The sequence below is a fragment of the Blastocatellia bacterium genome (genome assembly GCA_035275065.1).
Classification (GTDB): Bacteria; Acidobacteriota; Blastocatellia; order UBA7656; family UBA7656; genus DATENM01.
The window spans coordinates 36,408-51,986 of record DATENM010000068.1; the positions used below are offsets into that span (position 1 = coordinate 36,408).

14 protein-coding genes are annotated in these 15,579 nt (G+C 62.9%); 10 read left to right on the forward strand and 4 right to left on the reverse strand.

The genetic code is table 11. The features are described from left to right. Nucleotides 1-20: 20 nt before the first annotated feature. Nucleotides 21-1,118, forward strand: a complete 1,098-nt coding sequence (dusB, locus tag VJ464_16940) for a tRNA dihydrouridine synthase DusB (GenBank protein ID HKQ06823.1) — start codon at nt 21-23, stop codon at nt 1,116-1,118. A gap of 36 nt (nt 1,119-1,154) precedes the next feature. On the opposite strand, the gene VJ464_16945 is transcribed toward dusB, so the two are convergent. From VJ464_16945 to VJ464_16960, 4 genes are all read right to left on the reverse strand, one after another. Continuing rightward, nucleotides 1,155-2,879 (reverse strand): SpoIIE family protein phosphatase, encoded by a 1,725-nt coding sequence (locus tag VJ464_16945; protein HKQ06824.1) that lies wholly within the window; start codon nt 2,877-2,879, stop codon nt 1,155-1,157. A gap of 108 nt (nt 2,880-2,987) precedes the next feature. Beyond that, nucleotides 2,988-3,653: an RDD family protein gene (locus VJ464_16950; GenBank protein HKQ06825.1), complete on the reverse strand. Its 666-nt coding sequence runs from the start codon at nt 3,651-3,653 to the stop codon at nt 2,988-2,990. 95 nt (nt 3,654-3,748) lie between these two features. After that, nucleotides 3,749-5,245, reverse strand: a complete 1,497-nt coding sequence (locus tag VJ464_16955; protein HKQ06826.1) for a protein kinase — start codon at nt 5,243-5,245, stop codon at nt 3,749-3,751. Between the two features lie 277 nt (nt 5,246-5,522). Next, on the reverse strand, nt 5,523-6,329 hold the full coding sequence (locus VJ464_16960) for an FHA domain-containing protein (protein ID HKQ06827.1): 807 nt from the start codon (nt 6,327-6,329) through the stop codon (nt 5,523-5,525). A 359-nt stretch (nt 6,330-6,688) separates the two neighbouring features. Between VJ464_16960 and greA the strand changes: the two genes are divergently transcribed. The 9 genes from greA (at nt 6,689) to VJ464_17005 (ending at nt 15,575) form a co-directional block, all read left to right on the forward strand. Then, on the forward strand, nt 6,689-7,159 hold the full coding sequence (gene greA, locus VJ464_16965; GenBank protein HKQ06828.1) for a transcription elongation factor GreA: 471 nt from the start codon (nt 6,689-6,691) through the stop codon (nt 7,157-7,159). Between the two features lie 159 nt (nt 7,160-7,318). After that, on the forward strand, nt 7,319-8,017 hold the full coding sequence (locus VJ464_16970) for a CDP-alcohol phosphatidyltransferase family protein (GenBank protein ID HKQ06829.1): 699 nt from the start codon (nt 7,319-7,321) through the stop codon (nt 8,015-8,017). Between the two features lie 28 nt (nt 8,018-8,045). Then, complete coding sequence (locus VJ464_16975; GenBank protein ID HKQ06830.1) at nt 8,046-8,828, forward strand: type II secretion system protein GspG; 783 nt, start codon at nt 8,046-8,048, stop codon at nt 8,826-8,828. Between the two features lie 125 nt (nt 8,829-8,953). After that, complete coding sequence (gene accC, locus VJ464_16980) at nt 8,954-10,468, forward strand: acetyl-CoA carboxylase biotin carboxylase subunit (protein HKQ06831.1); 1,515 nt, start codon at nt 8,954-8,956, stop codon at nt 10,466-10,468. After that, nucleotides 10,465-10,956 carry a biotin/lipoyl-containing protein gene (locus VJ464_16985; protein ID HKQ06832.1) on the forward strand — a complete coding sequence of 164 codons (492 nt, stop codon included), beginning with the start codon at nt 10,465-10,467 and terminating at the stop codon, nt 10,954-10,956. Before accC ends, VJ464_16985 begins: the two co-directional genes overlap by 4 nt. 321 nt (nt 10,957-11,277) lie before the next feature. After that, nucleotides 11,278-12,045, forward strand: a complete 768-nt coding sequence (locus VJ464_16990) for a hypothetical protein (GenBank protein ID HKQ06833.1) — start codon at nt 11,278-11,280, stop codon at nt 12,043-12,045. A 196-nt stretch (nt 12,046-12,241) separates the two neighbouring features. Next, nucleotides 12,242-12,673, forward strand: coding sequence for a hypothetical protein (locus tag VJ464_16995; protein HKQ06834.1), 432 nt, complete (start codon nt 12,242-12,244; stop codon nt 12,671-12,673). A gap of 121 nt (nt 12,674-12,794) precedes the next feature. Then, entirely contained in the window at nt 12,795-15,044 is a 2,250-nt protein-coding gene (locus VJ464_17000) for an ATP-dependent Clp protease ATP-binding subunit (GenBank protein ID HKQ06835.1), read from the forward strand. Nucleotides 15,045-15,089: 45 nt separating this feature from the next. Further along, nucleotides 15,090-15,575, forward strand: a complete 486-nt coding sequence (locus tag VJ464_17005; protein HKQ06836.1) for a YbjN domain-containing protein — start codon at nt 15,090-15,092, stop codon at nt 15,573-15,575. Nucleotides 15,576-15,579 lie beyond the last annotated feature (4 nt).

The window sequence follows — 15,579 nt, forward strand, 5'->3', positions numbered from 1 at the left end:
TTGTGCTAAACTTTTTGCTTATGAGCGCGACCCGAAAATTTAAGATCGGAAACATCGAGATCAAGCCCAACCTGGTGCTCGCGCCAATGGCCGGGGTCACCGATTCGTCGTTCCGCCGCTTGATCAAAGAGCTTGGCGGCGTCGGCTTGATCGTCACCGAGTTTATCTCGGTCGAAGGGCTGACGCGCGGCAACATGCGGACGCACCGCATGATGCGTTTTTTGCATGAAGAGCGCCCGCTGTCGATTCAGATCTTCGGCCACGACGAAGAGCGCATGGCGATGGCCGCCGAGATTATCGAAGAGAGCGGCGCCGACATCGTCGACATCAACTGCGGTTGCCCGGCGCGCAAGGTCACCAACGGCGGCGGCGGCTCGTCCTTGCTACGCGACCTGCCGCAGCTTGAAAAAATCCTGCGCCGCGTGCGCCGCGCCATCTCGATCCCGCTGACCATGAAGATTCGCACCGGCTGGGACGACAGCTCGATCAACGCCGTCGAAGTGGCGCGGCTGGTCGAAGATTGCGGCGGCGAGATGTTGGCCATTCACGGGCGCACGCGCACCCAGGGCTACAGCGGCCGCGCTAACTGGGAGATCATCACCGCCGTCAAGCGTGCCGTATCGATCCCCGTCGTCGGCTGCGGCGATGTGGTGACGGCGGAGCAGGCGTTGGCGCGGCTCGAAGAAAGCAGCGTTGATGCGGTGATGATCGGGCGCGGCGCGATTGCTAATCCCTGGATCTTTCGCCAGACCGCCGAGCTGATGCGCGGCGAGCGCCCACATCAGCCGACGCTGGGCGAAAAGCAGCAGGTGCTGCACAGGTATTATGAATTACTGAAAGATGAGCTGCACGAGCGCGCCCTGGCCGGCAAGCTCAAGCAGATGTGCGGCTACTTCACGCACGGCCTGGCGGGCGGTGCGCGGCTGCGCGAGCGCGTCTTTCATTCGCAGACGATTGCGGAAATCTTCAAGCAGATCGACGAGTATTTCGCGGCGATGATCGAGCATGGCCTGCCGCCTGATCACCATGCGCTGGCGGACGGGGCAGAGTTCGTTGACCGCGGCCCGCGCGACCCGAAGTGCGCCGAGTTTACGAACGCCGCGCCATCGGCCGGCTGAACCACTTATCCAACCGCTAGCCGCCGCGGCCGATCATCAGGCGTTGCGCTTGATGATCATCAGCGTCATGTCATCTACCGGCGCCATCGTGCCGACGAAACGCGACAGGGCTTCATCAATGCGGTCGCGAATGCCTGAGGCCGAGCGGTTCAGGTTGTGGCGCACGACTTCGATCAAGCGATCTTCTTCGAACTCTTCGTCCTGTTCATTCACCGACTCGGTGATGCCGTCGCTGTAGATCACCAGCACGTCGCCGAGATTAAAGCCGACCGAGTCTTCCTGATACGCCATGCCCTTCATCATGCCGATTGGCAACCCGCCTTTGTCGAGGCGCAGCACTTCGCCGGTGGCGCGCACCAGCATCGGCGGGTTGTGGCCGCCGTTGGAATACTTCAGCTCGCCGGTCTCCGGGTTGATCGTGCCATAAAACAGGGTCAGGAATTTATTCGACGGCGAGTTCTCGAAGATGTATTCGTTGATCTCGGCCATCACCTCGCTGATCGAGCGCCGCGTCTGCGCCTGCGCCCGCACCGCCGCATGCAGCGACGACATCAAGAGCGCCGCGCCGGTGCCTTTGCCCGATACGTCGCCGACGGCGACGGTCAGACACGGATCGTTTTTGCACTGGATGAAATCGTAATAATCGCCGCCGATCTCGCGGCACGGGAACGACACGCCGGTCATGTCCCAGCCATCAATCTTCGGCGGCGCGACCGGCTGCAAGCGCATCTGGATCTCGGAAGCGACCTTCAACTCTTCTTCCATGCGCCGCTTCTCCATGCGCTCTTCGATCAGGCGCTCGTGCTCGATCTTGATCGAAGCGACCGAGGCAATCGTCGTCAGCACCTTGAGGTCTTCTTCGCGGAAGCGGTTGTGGAAGGGATTGTCGACATAGATCATGCCGAAAATCTCTTCGCCCGACGCCAGCGGCACCGCCATCACCGAGCGAATCTGCGACAGCACCACCGATTGCTGGGCCTGAAAGCGCGGGTCGTGCATGGCGTCCGAAGTCAGCACCGAGGCGCCTTCGCCGATCACCTTGCTGGTGATCGAGCGGCTGATCTGCACCTGCGAAGCGGTCGGCAAGGCGGCGGCATGCGCGCCCCGCGCAATCTTGCAGACGATGTCGCCCGCCTCTTTCAAGAACAGGAAGCCGCGCTCTGCCGGAATCGCCTGAAAGACCAGGTCGACGGTCAGCTTCAAGGTGTCTTCGAGCGTGGTGCGCGGCAGCAAAGCGATGCCGACCTGCGAGACGATGCTCAGCAGGTCACGCCCCTGTGTGGCGGCTTCAGGCGTCAGTTGCGTGTGCATGTTGGCGCGCGGGCGGATGTCTTCGGCGATCTGCCCCGACTTGATCGATGAGAGCAAATCGCTGGTCGAGCGCGAGGCGATGGGCGAGGTGATAGTGTCGGCAGGCAGCGCCCCGACCGGGCCGGATAAAAAGACGGTCGCCCCCGACATCATGTCCTGCTCTTCGGTCTTGAACTCGATCTCGGTCTCGCCGATGCGGATCAAGTCGCCGGGCTCAAGGCGCACGGTGCCGCTGACGCGCTGGCCGTTGAGGAAGGTGCCGTTGGCGCTGCCGTTGTCAACCAGCAGGACGTGATCGCCTTCGCGGCGCAATTCGGCGTGCAGGCGCGAGGCGAACGGATCGCTGATGCAGATATCGTTGCGCGACGAGCGCCCGATGGTCAGCTTCATGCGGTCGAGCTTGACCGACGACGGCTCGAAATCTTTGGGGCGGATGATAAAGGTAGACATAGAACACCAGGAGTCAGGAGTCAGAAGTCAGGAGTCAGAATGGAAGAGGAAGGCAGCTACCGCTGCGGCTTTTATTCTGACTCCTGACTCCTGACTCCTGACTTCTTCTCATTTAGACATCACGACGATGGTGCGCGCCAGCTTGTCGTGCCAGCCCTGCTGGCGCGGGTCCCAAAGCATCCAGAGGAAGCCGAGAAAGAAGACCGCCATCGATAGCGGGTAGCCGAGCAAGTGACGCAGCGCCGCCTGTTTAATGGTGAACGGTTTGCCACTCTCGCGCACGATATAGATGCCGAGAATGCGCATGCCGGCGGTCTGTCCGGTGATCCCGGCCAGCACGACGAAATTTAAAACGAACAACAACAGCGTCAGCCCGGCGACAATCAGCAAGTCCTTGTTCGAGCCGACGACCGATTGTTTGCTCACCGCCGTGATGACGAAGGTAAAGACCATGATGGCGATGAGCGAGATCAGAAAATCGAACATCCAGGCGCCGTAGCGCAGGCCAAACCCGGCAGTCTCAAGCGAGCCGATGAAGGCATAAGTCGGCGGCGCAACCCTGCGGCGCTGACCGTCGGCGCGGCCCGTCGCCCCGACGACGACGGGTCGCGGGCGCGGGCGCTCGGCAGGCGGCACGTTTGCGGGTTGGGCGGCGCGCTCGTTGACCGCAACCGCGGCAGGCGCTTCCCGCGCCGGTGTCGCCTTGCCGCACGAAGGGCAGAATTTTGACCGCTCGGTCAGGGGCTTGCCACAGTATGGACAGAATTTCTGCATAAGACAGTGGTCACCGGTCAGTGGTCAGTCACCGGTCGGCTGCAATCGCGCAACTGACCCCTGACCCCTGACCACCGGCCACTGACTAAATTACCTTAGCTGAGCGTGAATTTCAAAACGGTTCCGCCGAGCCGCAGTTCGTCTTCCGGCGTCAGCACCCGAGGTTGCTTGACGTTGAGGCGAATCGAGCCGCCGCTGGAGTTGACGATGGTGCCATTGACCGAGCCCAGGTCCTCGATCATAAACTGCTCGCCGGCGCGGTAGATGCGCGCGTGGCGGCGGGACACCTTGGTCTCGGGGTCATGCATCGTGAGGTCGATTTCAGGGAAGATGCCGGTGTGCGGGTCTGTGCGTCCGATCAACACGCTTTCTTTGTTGATGAGAAAGGAGAAGGGCTTGACCATGTCGCCGGTGCTGACGACGACGAGTTGAGCGGTGACGCGCGGCTCGGCGGTCAACCCGGTGCCGCCGGCGGCGCCATCCGCCGCCGGCTGACGGTTGCCGCAGTGCGCGCAATAGACGTCTTCGGCGCCGATCTTTTCGCCGCAGTGGCCGCAGAAGACCCAATCCTGGCCGGCTGCCGAGGCCGCGCCGCCAGAGGCCGCCGAGGCCGGCGTCGAATGGTTCGGCCTCACTTCGCGCTGGATGATGGGCGGCGCGACGGCGGCAGGGTTCGACGAACGCGCATAGTTGTTCGACGCGCGCGCCTCGGGTCGCGGGCGGCTTTCGAGGTGCGTGCTGTGCTCTTCAAGCGAGCGCATGAAGTCGAGCGCCGAGGCATGGCGGTCTTCGGGCTTGTGCGCCACGGCGCGCATCAATAGGTTCTCCATCTCCGGCGAGATGTTCGGGTTGATCTGGCGCGGGCGCGGGTTCTTGCTGAAGTCGAAGATCAACAGCGGATTGTCCTGCGGGTCCGAGCCCGTCAGCATATGAAACATGGTCGCGCCGAGGCTGTAGATGTCCGAGCGCGGCTCGACTTTGCCGGCAAACAGCTCCGGCGGCGCATAGCCCATCGTGCCGATGGCGGTGACGCCTTTTTCCGTCGGCCGGACGACGCGGGCGATGCCAAAGTCTACCAGCATGACGCGGCCCGACTTGTCGTCGATCATGAGGTTGGCCGGCTTCAAATCGCGGTAGATGATGGGCGGCTTCTGCGAGTGGATGTAGTGCATCACGTCACAGATCTGGATTGCCCATTTGGTGACCGCCGCCTCTTCGACGATGCCGTGACGCACGCGCATCTGCTCGGCGAGGTCGCCGCCGCCGATCCAGCGCATCACCAGGTAGTAGCGCCCGCCTTCGATGAAGTAATCAAAGACGGTCGGGATTGACGGGTGATCGAGCTGCGCCAGGACTTCGGCCTCGCGCTTGAAATCTTCGACGGCCTTGGCGCGCTGGTTCTGATCGGCAAACATCTCGATCATCTCTTTGACGGCGCAGAGGCGGTCGGCGAGGCGCTTGTCTTTCGCCTGATAGACCGATCCCATGCCGCCGCCGCCGACGCGCTGGACGATAAGGTAACGGTCGAGCAGGAGGGTGCCCGGCTCTAGTTGATGCGTCGCCGCATGCTTGGGTTTTTTAGAATCAGGCATGTCTTCACTGCGTCTGCTGCGCGCTTCCAGGATAATCGCCTTTGGCGCAAGCGGCGTCGAATCCTGTCGAGCGCCGCACACACGACAATCGGACTCCTCCTCGTGAACCGGATTGCCGCATTCTGGGCAAAACATACTACGGGTTCCTGGTTCCTAGTCCCTGGTTCCTGGTTGATCGCGCCGGCGGCAACCAATGCCGGCGGCGCACCAACCAGGAACGAGGAACGAGGAACCGCCAGCGGGCGAAGCCCATCTCCAGCCAAGGGAACCAGAGCGCTTATCTGAGCACTTGAAACTTCAAGAACGTCTTGCCGACGATGATCTCATCGCCGTTTTGTAACATCTGCCGCTTGCCGGGGAGCAGCCGCCGACCGCGATTAACAAAGGTGCCGTTGGTCGAGCCCAGGTCTTCGATGAAGTATTGCCCGTTGTGATTGATGATGCGCGCATGGCGGCGCGAGATTTTTGCTTCCGGGTCGTCTTCGTCCAGATCGATGTCGGGGAAGATGCCGCTGTCGGCGTCCCAGCGCCCGATGTTGGTCTCAATCCCGGTGATGGCGAATTCGCGCCCGACGCGCCCGCCGCGCTCGATCAGCAGCCGCGCCGTCACGCGCGGGTTATCCATCAACGCCGAGTTGTTGCCGTCGGGGAGCATCTCGTCCGTGCGCCCGCGCGAGGTCAGCGCGTAGGTCTGGCCGGCGGCGCGCGGCGGCTCAGGCGGCGGCGGCGCGTAGGGCGCGGCGGGGGCGTTCGGATTATAAGCGGCGCGCTCGTCGGTGGCGCTTGGGCGGCGGCCCGCGTGATTGCCCGAAGGCGGCGCGTCGGCGCGGCGCGGCTCGTTGCGGCGCTCGCGTGCCGGCATGGCCGGCTTGGGAATGCTCGTCGAGGTGGTAAACGACGGCGGCGCAATCGGCGGCCCTTCGTTGGTGTTGGGCGGCGGCGGTTCGCTAGCGACGGCGCTCGGCGGCTGGAAGAAAGCTTGCCGTCCGCGTGACTGCGGGACGAGGTCGAGCTTCATGCCGCACTCATCGCAGTAGTCGCTCCCGTCAAGATTGTTCGTCCCACAGTTGTTGCACCTGATCATAAGGCTGGGCCTCCCACAGCTCTCCTTGCCTACGGGCAATATCTAGCGGCACGGGGGATTATACTCTAGAGATTATACGCTGGCAATAAATAGGAACGATCAGAATTGCGCGATTGAAAGGCGGTCTGAAGATCAACGACAGGGCGCCTCGGTGGCCGGAAAGCGGCGCGGCGGCTGCTTCATATCGTGCTTGTGAGCCGGGGCCGGGCCGTATACACTATCGGGGAATGGAGCAACCGGATGTCAACGTCTACCGCCGCCCTTGGCGACATGACCATTCGCCGTTACCGCGCAGGTAATCGCGCGCATTCACACTTTCACATGGAGAGGCGCGAAAACGCAGACTGGATTGTTTGTCTATGCCGGAAGAAATTAAACGCAAGATTCAAGAAGAGCTTCGCCAGCTAGAGGCAGAGTTGCGGACAGAGATCCCGCAGGAGCTGAAGAAAGCCGTCGCCATGGGCGACCTGTCGGAGAATGCCGAATACGAGGCGGCGCGCAACCGCCAGGATTACGTGCGCGCCCGCATTGCCAACTTGCGCAAGCGGCTGGCCGATCTGTCAATGATCGACATGTCGCGGCTGCCGACGGATCGCGCCGCTTATGGCTCGACGCTCGTCCTCTACGACCTCGACAGCAGCGAAGAGGTGACCTATAAGCTGGTGATGGCCGAAGATTCGGACTTTGCGCAGAATAAGATTTCGACCACTTCGCCGATTGGGCGCGGCCTGATGGGCAAGCGCGAAGGCGACGAGGCAGAGATCACGACGCCGAGCGGCAGGCGGCGCTTTGAGGTCGTTCGCCTGACGACGATCCATGACGAAGGGTGAACGGGGAGCGCCCCACCCGCAATGGCCGCAAAGCGCGCGCCACCGCGGGCCGCGGCGCGCATCTAAAGCCAGGCGGCGGGCGATCTTGACAATGGGCGCAAGCGTTTGACATAGTGTCGCTTCGCGCGCGCGGTGAGGCCGAAGGTTGGGGGCCGACAGATGATCAGCGAAGCCATCGGAGCAGGCGGCAAACGAGTGATTGACGCGATGGTGCGCGGGCTGGCGCGCAGCCGCATCAACCCCAACGTGCTGACCTTCCTCGGCCTGTTGATGAATATCGGCTGCGGCGTGCTATTCGGCTACGGGATGTTTTTCAAGGCGGGATTATTGATGATCCTCGCCAACATCTTTGACATGTTCGATGGCCAGGTGGCGCGGCTGCGCGGGCGGGTGACACGCTTCGGCGCGTTCTTCGATTCGGTGATTGATCGGTACTCTGACATCATCGTTTTCGTCGGCATCATGGTCTATTACGCGCGCCCGGCGGGCGGCCACTCGACGCTGCTGGTGACGCTGACCGGGCTGGCGCTGGTCGGCTCGGTGATGATCAGCTATTCGCGGGCGCGCGCCGAATCGCTCGACATCGCCTGCAAGGTCGGTTTTCTTGAGCGGCCCGAGCGCGTCGTACTGTTGATCATCGCCTCGCTCACGGAAGTCGGCCCGGCCACCAGCCCCTTCCTGCACAAGATGCCGCAGGTGCTGTGGGTGCTGGCGGTGCTGTCGCACTGGACGGTGGTGCATCGCATTTATCACACGTGGCGGGAACTGCGCGAAACCGACCGCGCCGCCGTCAAAGCGGCCCAGGCCAAGCTCGAAGCCGACAGCCTGGTGAGCGCCGATTATTCAGTACAGAATTGAGTTCGAGTTCTAAGTGAGGAGACGATTTGTGAGGTCAAATTCTACGGTTCGAGCGCAGGCAGCCGCGCCGCTCATGATGTGCCCGTGTTGCGGTGATGACATCCGTATCGGGGCCGAAGTGTGCCCCTGCGGGGCGCGCTTTGTCGGCGTGCCGCTCGACGAAACGCCGGCGCGGATTCGCCACTACGGCCCGGCGATGACCGCCTTGTTGCTGCTCGCGCTGGCCATCGCTTTAACCGCCGTCCTGACGAAATGGTTAGCGCCTTTGGCGCTGCTGCCGGCATGGCTTGCGATGCGCGCCTTGCGATTGGAGAAGCGCGACCCGGCAAGTTACGGCGGGCGGCGAGTCGCGGCGGTCACGCTCGGGCTGGCGCTCGTCGGTATGGTCGGCATGGCGACTTATGGCGTTAGCGCCATTCCGCGCGCCCTTGACAATTACCGCGTCCGCCGCGTCGCCGCCACCGAAGCCGCCATGCACCACGTTGCCGCTATTCTCGAAGACTACAAAGCAACAACCCACTCTTATCCGAAGAACAACGACGAGCTGAAGAAAGTTTTAAGCGAGGCGATGCCGGCGGATTACTGGGAGAAGCCGATCCGTTATCAGAGCTATTTAGAGGCGCTGGCAAGAAACGACGATCCGCGCGCGCTGGGCAAAGCGCCGATTCAGTACAGCTCCTTTGAGCTGCGCTCGGCGGGCGCTGATGGCATCGAAGGCACAGACGACGACATCATCATGCGCGACGGCGTCTTCTTCACCAGCGCCGAGATCAAGAAGCTGCCAGCAGCCCACACTACGTCAGATCGCTAACGGGTGAACTCATCAGGCGAAATGGATCAAGCCACCGCAAGCGCCGCGCGTTGAAGTGAGGGGGCTGTCGATTTCGCCTTTCTCTTTTTCAGGCGCGCTGCCCACACCCGCTGCTCATCCGCTGTATGTTTAAGAAGCTGCTGATCGCCAACCGCGGGGAGATCGCCGTGCGCATCGCGCGCGGTTGCCGCGAGATGGGCATCTCGCCCGTAGCGGTCTACTCGGACGCCGACCGCGCGGCGCTCCATGTCCGCGTCGCCGACCAGGCCATCCACATCGGCCCGCCGCCTTCCGCCGAAAGTTACCTGCGCATAGACAAGATCATTGACGCGGCGCGCCGCGCCGGGGCCGAAGCGATTCACCCCGGCTATGGCTTCCTTTCCGAGAATGCCGAATTCGCGCGCGCCGTCGAAGACGCCGGCCTTGTGCTGATCGGGCCGCCGGCCTCGGCCATGCAGTTGATGGGATCAAAGACCAGCGCTCGACAGGCAGCCCGCGCCGCCGGCGCTACGGTCGTCCCCGGCACCACCGAAGCGCTCGGCTCGGTCGAAGAAGCGCTGGCGACCGCCGAAGCGATTGGCTACCCGGTGATGCTCAAAGCGGCGGCGGGCGGCGGCGGGCGCGGCATGCGCTTGGTGCGCTCGCGCGAAGAGATGGCCGGCGCCCTTGAGCGAGCCCAATCGGAAGCCGCCGCCAGCTTCAAAGACTCTGCGGTCTACGTCGAAAAATTCATCGAGCGCCCGCGCCACATCGAGATTCAATTGATCGGCGACCGCTTTGGCAACATGGTTTACCTCGGCGAGCGCGAATGCTCGTTGCAGCGGCGGCATCAGAAGGTGGTCGAAGAATGCCCTTCGCCGGTTGTTGACGAAGACTTGCGCCGGCGCATGGGCGAAGCGGCGGTCGAGATCGCTCGCCGCGCCGGTTATTACAACGCCGGCACCATCGAGTTTCTGGTTGATCCGCAGCGCAACTTCTACTTCCTCGAAATGAACACGCGCTTGCAGGTCGAGCATCCGGTGACCGAGTTGGTGACGGGCCGCGACCTGGTTCACGAGCAGATCCGCGTCGCGGCAGGCGAAAAGTTATCTTTCTCACAAAATGACATCGTGATGCGCGGCGCCGCTATCGAGTGCCGCGTCTATGCCGAAGACCCGCGGAACAACTTTCTGCCGAGCCCCGGTCGCATCACCCGGATGACGACGCCCGCCGGCCCCGGCGTGCGCTATGACAGCGGCAGCTACGCCGGATGGGAAGTGCCGATCTATTACGACCCGCTGCTGGCGAAGCTCTGCGTCTGGGCCGAAACGCGAGCGGCGGCAATCGCGCGGCTGGCGCGGGTGCTCGACGAGTACGCGGTCGAAGGCATCCAGACGACGCTTCCCTTCTTTCGCGCTGTGGTCAATGACGACCAGTTCCGGCGCGGCGATTTTGACACAGGCTTTATTGACCGCTTCCTGAAAGATAGGGCTAGCGAACAGACGCGGGCCGACGACGAGCCAGCGCGACGGCTCGAAGACCTCGCCGGCATTGCCGCCATTCTCGAAGCGCGGGCCAGTGCGGCGCGGATCGAAGCGCCAGGGCGACACGCGACCGAGAGCCGCTGGAAGCTCTACGGCAGGCTGAATCAGCGACGATGAAGTACGAAACCGAAATCAATGGCCGGCAGATGACGGTCGAGCTTGAAGAGCGCGACGGCCATGTGACGGCGACCGTCGGCGAGCGCCGCTACGAGATCGATGTCGTGCGCCCCGAAGACGGGGCGTACCTGCTGTTCACGGATGACGACGTATACGAGGCGCGTGTCTGGGCCGAGGGCGGCGGCCTGCGCGTCCGGCTGCGCGACCGCACTTTTCAAGCGCAGGTCATTGACCGCAAGCATCGGCGCGCGGTGGCAGATCATGGCGTCGAAGGCCAGCAGCAGCTCACCGCGCCGATGCCGGGCAAGGTAGTGCGCGTGCTATGCACCGCCGGCGATGAAGTGGCCGCCGGCCAGGGCGTCATCGTCGTCGAAGCCATGAAGATGCAGAACGAAATCAAATCGCCCAAGGCCGGGCGCGTCACCGAGGTGCGCGTCAGCGAAGGCGCAACCGTGACCGCCAATCAAGTGCTCGCCATCGTGGAATAGAAGTCAGGAGTCAGGAGTCAGAAGTCAGAATGAATAAGGAAGGCGGCTATCGCCGCGGCTCTTATTCTCCTTCCTGCTTCCTGTCTACTGCCTACTGCCAACTGCTTCCTGTTCCTCATCCCATTTCGTCTGCCCTGGCTCGCAATTGGTGTTCGGATTTACTGCGCCGGATTTCGAGGCTCCGGCAAAAAGGGACAAAATTTCGAAAAAGCCCTGATAAATGACCCGTCATTAAACAAGCCGCCTTTGGCACACGGCTTGTAATCAATCCTGAGGGTAAACAGAAAACTGATCCTGGCGAGGCCGGGAGGGAGGACAACGATGAGATTCAGTTCATTGAGGAGAGTGGTGAGCGGTGCTGCGCTGTCGCTAATGCTCGGCGTGCTGCTGAGCGGAGCGGCGCTGGCGCAGGACCGTAATTATCAGGATGATCGCTATCGTAATGATAGTCGTTACGGCCAGAATGGCAGTTGGTCGAGAGACCGTGTGCGGGATTATGCTATGAAGCTCGGCTATCATACCGGCTACAGCGAGGTGCGCGACAACATGCAGAACGGCGGTCGCCGCAGCCTCAGAGACATCCCCGGCTTTCGCAACGACACCAATGGCTATCTGGCGGTGATGGGGTATCGCGACGATTACCGCAACGCCTATCGCCGTGGGTTCGAGATGGCCTACGAAGATTTCACGCATAACCGCGAGCGGCGCTGGACGCGCACGGATGTCGAGCGGGCGCTCGGCGGCAGATTGAAGGACGTTTACAACGATGACCGCTATGACCAGGATGACTGGTACAACGGGCGTCGTGACGACCGTGGCGGCAACTGGAATCGCGACCGCAACCAGAATGGCCGCTATGACCGCAACGAGATTAACCGGCTTGCGCAAGAGGCCGGCTATCGCGACGGCTATCGTCAAGGCCAGGATGACGCCTCGCGCCGGCGTGGTTCCAGCTACGATAGGGATACGCGCTACCGCGATGCGCAGAGCGGCTGGCGCTCAGAGTATGGCGACCGCGACACCTATCGCCAGGCTTACCGCGAAGGCTTCCGCCGCGGCTACGAAGAAGGCTATCGCAGCCGGCGCTAGTCACCGCTATCTATAACCGAACCGGCGTCCGCATCGCTTGAGGCGCGGGCGCGCGACAACCGCCGGGCCGCGAGTCATATCGATATGACTCGCGGCCCGGCTTTCTTATTTGATGCTGAGGGCGCGCTTCGCCCGGCACTGGCATGGCAGGCCGGCGCGGCGGGTGTTAAGCTGGTAGGCGAAAGCGAGGGCAGCGATGACAGGGCAAGAGAGCGCGACGCAGTTGAAACTACACTACACGATTCTTTGCGAAGACGTGCGGCTTGAGGTCGGCCAGAAGCTCAGCCTCATCGGCGTCTTCTACGCCATACAGGTGCCGCAACTGCCGATCAACATCTTGAAGCTGGTCATCCTCAACCACTGGTCGGGGGGCGGGCAGTACCTCTCCGAAGTCCGCATCCTGACGCCCGACCGCACGCAACCGATTGCCGTTTCGCAGCCCTCGGCCTTCGAGATTCCGCCGGGCGGCTATGCCGACAACGTCACCATGTTTGCCAATATCGCCTTTCCGGTGGCCGGCGATTACGTCGTCCAAACGCTCATCAATTCGACGCTGTTCGCCGAACAGTGGCTCACGGTCATGGATGTGAACCAGCCGGCGGCCGTCAGCTCCGAGACGATTCAATAATCGGCATTGACCCGCAACCACAGGCAGGCTAGGCTGTCAGGACAGCCGCGAAAGATAGAAGCCGGCGACGCCAGATGATCGGCATCGCGCCAAACTTTTGTTCAGCGGCTCGCCCGTAGGCATGCAAAAAGAACAGCTTCTCAACCTGCTCGACGCCGGGGCACGTGATGCCTTCGAGCGCGCCCGGCAACTCGCACGGGCGCGCGGCGGCGTCTTGTCGCCGCTCCATCTGCTGGTCGCGCTGCTCAGCGATGCGCCGGCGTCAGATGCCCGGTCGGCGAGCTTGTTAAGGTCGGCCGCCGAAGTTTTGCGCGAACGCTTTCCGCTCGCCTCAGAATCGCTTACGGTAACGAAAGACACACAGGCCGTTTTATCTGCCGCCAGCCAGATGGCGCGCGCCGAAGGCCAGGAGGAGGCGGCGGCGGAACATCTCTTACGCGCGGCGCTGGCCAGCCCGCAGGTTCGCGAGGCGCTTGGCGAAGCCGCGCCGGCTCCGGATGCCGCGCCCCATCAACAGGACGTGCCCCGTCATGATGCTATGCTTACCGGGCCGTTGAAGCGGCGGGCGCTCGCCGGCGCGCTCAAGGATTACTGCACGGATGTCGCCGAAGACGCCGAAGACGCATCGTTACATCCCTTCGTCGGGCGCGAGCGCGAGATGACGGCGGTGCTGGAAACGCTCTGCCGCAAGCTCAAGAACAACCCGCTGCTGATTGGCAAGCCGGGGGTCGGCAAAAGCGCCCTGGTCACGGCGGTCGCGGGCCGCTTGTGCGAAGGCCGCGTTCCCCAGCGTTTGCGCGGCAAGCGCATCCTCGAAGTCTCGCGCCTGAAGCTGCTGGCCGATGCCAAGTTCACCGGCGACATCGAAGAGCGGCTGAAGCAACTGCTTGAAGAAGTGAAGCGGGCGGGCGATGTGATTCTTTTCTTCGACGAGATTCACACGCTGTTGAATGCCGGCGGCTCAGGCGGCACGGGCGACGTGGCGAACCTATTGAAGTCGGCGCTCTCGAAAGGCGACATCACCTGCATCGGCGCAACGACGCTCGCGGAGTATTACAAGTACATCGCCCGCGACGAAGCCCTGGCCCGCCGCTTCAGCAACATCACCGTCGAAGAGCCTTCGCCCGAAGAGACGCGCCGCATCCTGCTGGAGTCGCGCGCGGCGTTCGAGAGCTATCACGACGTGCGCATTGATGATGAGGTCATCGCGCTCATCGTTGACCAGGCCGAGCGCTTTCTCTATACCCGCAGCTTTCCCGACAAAGCCTTCGACCTGCTCGACAAGGCGGCGGCTAAAGCGTCGTTCGCCGGCCTTGAGCGCGTCAGCCGCGACGCGGTCACCGAGACGCTGTCGGAGATGACCGGCCTGCCGCTGGAGATCATGGACAAAGACCCTGCGGAGCGGCTTGAGCAACTGGAAGCCTTTCTGCACGCGGCGGTGCCCGGCCAGGCGCGTGCCGCCCGCGACGTGGCGCGTGTGGCGCGCATCGCCAAGCTCGGCCTTGAGCTGAAGCCGGAGCGCCCCGACGGCGTCTTTCTCTTCGTCGGCCCCGAAGGCGTCGGCAAGCATGAGCTGGCCACGGCGCTCGCCAAGTTTTTGTATGGCTCATCACAAAAGATCACCGCCTTCGACCTGAGCCAGTACACCGAATCGCATTCGCTGTCGCGGCTCATCGGCGCCGAGCCGGGCTACGCCGGTCACGGCGAGCGCGGCTTGCTGGCGAAGGCGGCAGAAGACAGCCCGCATTCAGTGCTCTACTTTCGCAACGTCGATCTGGCGCACGCCGTCGTTCAGCAGTTTCTTGGCGAAGCCTTCGAGCACGGGCGCTTCACCGACACGACGGGCACGGAGATTTCGCTGTCGAACACCACCGTCGTGATGACGCGCTCGCAGTCGAGCGAGCAACACAAGACCGCGCCGCTCGGCTTTCGTCCGAACGGCGAAAGCGGCGAGCATCGCCTCACCGGCAGCCTGCGGACGGCGACCGGCGGCCTTCAGCTCAGAGAGCGCAGCTTCGGGCTGGTCGAATCACTGGCGGCGACCGTAGACGAAGTGATCGAGTTCCAGGTGCTCGACCGCGCGGCGACCGAACAGATCATCGGCGAGCGGCTTGAAGCCTTGCGGGCGCGGCTCGAAGCGGCGCAGCCGGTGCGCCTCGAAATGGATGCGCGGCTCGCGGCATATTTCAGTGAGCGGCTGGCCGTCGAGCGCAAGAGCCTGGCGCAACTCGAACGCATGTTACAAGAGGCGATTATCATCCCCTTTGCGCAACTGCACCTTGATCGCAACAGCGGCCGCCTCGGCGTCGCCGTCCGCGTCGCCGGCGACACGGTGCAGGTGGTGCGCGGTGTCGGCGACGCGACAACATGAGATGCCTTGAGTCGCGGGCGATCACTTCTTTCTATCTTCCGGCTTATGGAATTCAAAAGCGAACCGCACAAGCAAGCCTATGACCGCGCGCGCGATTACCTGCACGCGATCTTCGGCGAGGTGAACATCACGGCGATGGGCGACACCATGGCTTTGCAGGAAGGCTCGACGTTCATCTACGTGCGGGCCTTTCCGATTGGCGAGAAGCAGGCCGGCGTCGAGGTCTTCTCCTACGTCGTCATTGACGTCGAGGTCACCGAGGCGCTGATGCGTCACTTGCTGACTTACAACCTGCGATTGATGTTCGGCGGCTTTGGCCTGGCGATTGACGAAGGCGGCAAGGGTGCCGTCGTGTTGTCGCACACCATCCTCGGCGATGGCATGGATCGCGTCGAGCTATATGCATCGGTGGCCGCCATCGCGCGCGCCGCCGATGACATGGACGATCAGATCGTCGCGACGTTCGGTGGCAAGACGGCGCTCGACAAACTGACGGCGATCAAGCATGAGATTGTCGAGCGCTGGGAATAACCGG

Coding starts and splice junctions, on each gene's coding strand:
- dusB (HKQ06823.1), top strand. CDS start 21: ATGAGCGCGACCCGAAAATTTAAGATCGGAAACATCGAGATCAAGCCC.
- VJ464_16945 (HKQ06824.1), bottom strand. CDS start 2,879: ATGTCTACCTTTATCATCCGCCCCAAAGATTTCGAGCCGTCGTCGGTC.
- VJ464_16950 (HKQ06825.1), bottom strand. CDS start 3,653: ATGCAGAAATTCTGTCCATACTGTGGCAAGCCCCTGACCGAGCGGTCA.
- VJ464_16955 (HKQ06826.1), bottom strand. CDS start 5,245: ATGCCTGATTCTAAAAAACCCAAGCATGCGGCGACGCATCAACTAGAG.
- VJ464_16960 (HKQ06827.1), bottom strand. CDS start 6,329: ATGATCAGGTGCAACAACTGTGGGACGAACAATCTTGACGGGAGCGAC.
- greA (HKQ06828.1), top strand. CDS start 6,689: ATGCCGGAAGAAATTAAACGCAAGATTCAAGAAGAGCTTCGCCAGCTA.
- VJ464_16970 (HKQ06829.1), top strand. CDS start 7,319: ATGATCAGCGAAGCCATCGGAGCAGGCGGCAAACGAGTGATTGACGCG.
- accC (HKQ06831.1), top strand. CDS start 8,954: ATGTTTAAGAAGCTGCTGATCGCCAACCGCGGGGAGATCGCCGTGCGC.
- VJ464_16985 (HKQ06832.1), top strand. CDS start 10,465: ATGAAGTACGAAACCGAAATCAATGGCCGGCAGATGACGGTCGAGCTT.
- VJ464_16990 (HKQ06833.1), top strand. CDS start 11,278: ATGAGATTCAGTTCATTGAGGAGAGTGGTGAGCGGTGCTGCGCTGTCG.
- VJ464_16995 (HKQ06834.1), top strand. CDS start 12,242: ATGACAGGGCAAGAGAGCGCGACGCAGTTGAAACTACACTACACGATT.
- VJ464_17000 (HKQ06835.1), top strand. CDS start 12,795: ATGCAAAAAGAACAGCTTCTCAACCTGCTCGACGCCGGGGCACGTGAT.
- VJ464_17005 (HKQ06836.1), top strand. CDS start 15,090: ATGGAATTCAAAAGCGAACCGCACAAGCAAGCCTATGACCGCGCGCGC.